This window comes from Bradyrhizobium sp. JR4.3, from assembly GCF_040547695.1.
Taxonomy (GTDB): domain Bacteria; phylum Pseudomonadota; class Alphaproteobacteria; order Rhizobiales; family Xanthobacteraceae; genus Bradyrhizobium; species Bradyrhizobium canariense.
Genome location: NZ_JBEPQF010000084.1, coordinates 1 through 2,737 on the forward strand (window position 1 = coordinate 1; position 2,737 = coordinate 2,737).

Consider the following 2,737-nt stretch of genomic DNA (forward strand, 5'->3'; position numbering starts at 1 on the left):
GCCGAGGACCGCGCCAATCCCAAAACGCCCGAGCAGAGAGCTGCCGAGCGCCGCAGGACCAATCGTGGCAAGCTGCCGGAGCATTTGCCACGCATCGTCGAAACGCTGATGCCGACTGCAACCTGCTGCCCGTCCTGCAAAGGCGATCTCGTTGAGATTGGCAGCGATGAGAGCCAAAGGCTCGACGTCGTTCCGGTGCAGTACCGGGTGATCGTAACCCGCCGGCCCAAGCTGGCCTGCCGCGCCTGTCATGGCGTGGTCCTCCAGCACGCCGCGCCCGAGCGATTGATCAAGGGTGGACTGCCCACCGAGCGGCTCGTCGCGCATGTGATCGACGCCAAGTATCATTGGCATTTGCCGCTCTATCGTCAGGCGCAGATGCTGGCGACGCACGGTATCGCCATCGATCGTTCCACGCTCGCCTTCTGGGTCGGCTATGCCGCCCAGGAATTGAAGCCCTTGTGGCATCGTCTGCGCGAGCTGCTGCTCGTGTCCCCGAAGCTCTGTGTCGATGAGACCCCGGCGCCGGTGCTGGATCCGGGGCGCGGCAGGACCAAAACCGGCTACTTCTGGGCACTCTCGCGCGATGACAGGCCTTGGGCCGGACCTGACCCACCTGGCGTGGTTTACGCCTATGCACCGGGCCGCGGCGCCGTTCATGGCTTGAGGCTGCTTGAGGGCTATCGTGGCATCATCCACTGCGATGGCTATGAGGCTTACAAGACCATGACCCGAGAGACGCGTGCGGACGCGCTGTCGGGCACGCTCGCCTTCTGCTGGTCGCATCTACCGCGCCAGTTTGTGAAGATCGAACGCGAGGCTTCGCCGGCGCCGGCTCCGGTTGCCCGCGAGGCCCTCGAGCGCATCGCCCAACTCTACGCGGTCGAGAAAGCACTCCGCGGCCGATCTGATGCCGAGCGTCGCGCGGGCCGACAAGCGCATGCCCGGCCTCTGGCTGCAGCCTTGAAGCAGTGGTTTGAGGCAAAACTTGATCACCTTGCGCAGAAGAGCGACACGGCGAAGGCTTTGCGTTATGCGCTGCGTCATTGGGACGGCCTGACGCTCTACCTTGATGACGGGCGCATCGAGATGGATACGAATGCGGTCGAGCGTGCGATGCGGCCGATCAAGCTCAACGCCAAGAACTCCCTTTTTGCCGGTTGCGACGAGGGTGCCGAGAGTTGGGCAGTACTAGCTTCGTTGATCGAGACCTGTAAGCTCAACAGCGTCAGCGCCGAGCACTGGCTCTCCGACGTCCTCTCTAAGCTCGTCAATGGCTGGCCTGCGGCGCGACTGGACGAACTGCTTCCGTGGTCGTCGACCTACACGATGCATGCACACGACCCGAGGCTGGCGGCATGAGCCTCAACACGACCGCCGTCCGGATCAAGGTGACCCTCAAGGACGTGAAACCGGAGGTGATGCGATGCCTCGTCGTGCCGCTCACGCTGCGCCTTGATCGGCTGCATCTGACGCTTCAGGCGGCGTTTGGCTGGACGAATAGCCATCTCTTTGAGTTCCTGGCTGGCGAAGGACGTTGGGGTATCCCCGATCCCGATGGTGATTTTGGTCCCCAGCCCATCGATGCCCGCAAGGCGCGGCTCAGCGATATCGTTCACGAGACCGGCGCCAAGACGATCCATTATCTCTACGACTTCGGCGACAGCTGGGATCATGTGATCAAGCTCGAAAAATGGTTCGACGACACGCCGACAGAGGGTCTGCCCTTCTTGCTCCAGGCCGCCGGCCGTTGTCCTCCGGAAGACGTCGGCGGTGCGCCAGGCTATGCTGAATACCTCGATGCCCTCCGCGACCCCACCCATCCGGAGCACGAACACATGCGCCTCTGGGGGCCCGAACACTTCGATCCCAACGTCATCGACAGCAAGGCGCTCGAGGCCGCCGTCAACGCTTTGTCCGAAATTTGGAAGCCGCGGCGCCGCGTCACGCGCTCAAAATAGGCGTCAAGCACCAATCAAAAAGGGCCGCAGAGCTACGCTTACGTTTGATGGACACCAAGATTGGGTGTTTTATCGAGCCAGAGGTGGGTCATGCAGAGACGGAAGTTCAGTCGAGAGTTCAAGATCGAGGCGGTCAAGCTCGTCAGGGACCGCGGGGTATCTGTGGCGCAAGCCGGCCGAGACCTGGGCGTTCATGAGAACGTGCTGCGCAAATGGGTGAAGGAGTTCGGCTTCGACTCTGTGCAGTGCCTGCAAGTCAAGTTGTTCGGCCGAGTTCAATGGGACAAAGCGCATGGTCGGGGCTGCGTCGCCTCTGCGATGGCTTCGGCATCACGGAAGTCATTCTTGTGGCCCTTGAGGTATGGCTTCACATACTGTGCCGGCAAGAGCCGTACTTGATGGCCTAATTTCTCCAGCTTGCGCCCCAGGTGGTGTGCTCCTGAACAAGCCTCCATTCCGATCAGGCAGGCTGGAACATTAGCCAGCGACTGCTCAAGCTGATTTCTCGATCGCTTCTTGCGTAGGATGATTGCACCCGTGGCATCGAATCCCACCACATGGAATGTGTTCTTGCCTAGGTCGATACCGATCGTGACAATGTTCGTATGGGACATGGCTCGTGCTCCTTCTCTTGCCGGAGGCTTAACGTTGCCGCTGAGAGCGGGCGTGGTCCATGCCATTAACTCGTAAGGCGCGGCGGCCTTGCCTTTGCCGATGCATTCCACCTCCGGGGCATGGAAGGAATAAAGCTTCCAGCCGCGCTGGCGCTGCTGCTG

Annotated in this window: 2 protein-coding genes and 2 pseudogenes; 3 read left to right on the forward strand and 1 reads right to left on the reverse strand. The window is 61.5% G+C overall.

The annotated features are described in order from the left end of the window. The 3 genes and pseudogenes from tnpC to ABIB91_RS41565 all read left to right on the forward strand — a co-directional run. The coding region (tnpC, locus tag ABIB91_RS41555; protein ID WP_354172965.1) for an IS66 family transposase at positions 1–1,362 on the forward strand (1,362 nt) is incomplete at its 5' end. Beyond that, on the forward strand, positions 1,359–1,961 hold the full coding sequence (locus ABIB91_RS41560) for a plasmid pRiA4b ORF-3 family protein (protein WP_354172963.1): 603 nt from the start codon (positions 1,359–1,361) through the stop codon (positions 1,959–1,961). The genes tnpC and ABIB91_RS41560, both read left to right, overlap by 4 nt. Before the next feature lie 90 nt (positions 1,962–2,051). After that, positions 2,052–2,201: pseudogene (locus ABIB91_RS41565) on the forward strand (transposase); the annotation flags it as partial. On the opposite strand, the pseudogene ABIB91_RS41570 reads toward ABIB91_RS41565, so the two are convergent. Continuing rightward, positions 2,189–2,575: pseudogene (locus ABIB91_RS41570) on the reverse strand (IS110 family transposase); the annotation flags it as partial. The pseudogenes ABIB91_RS41565 and ABIB91_RS41570 overlap by 13 nt on opposite strands. Between the last annotated feature and the right edge of the window lie 162 nt (positions 2,576–2,737).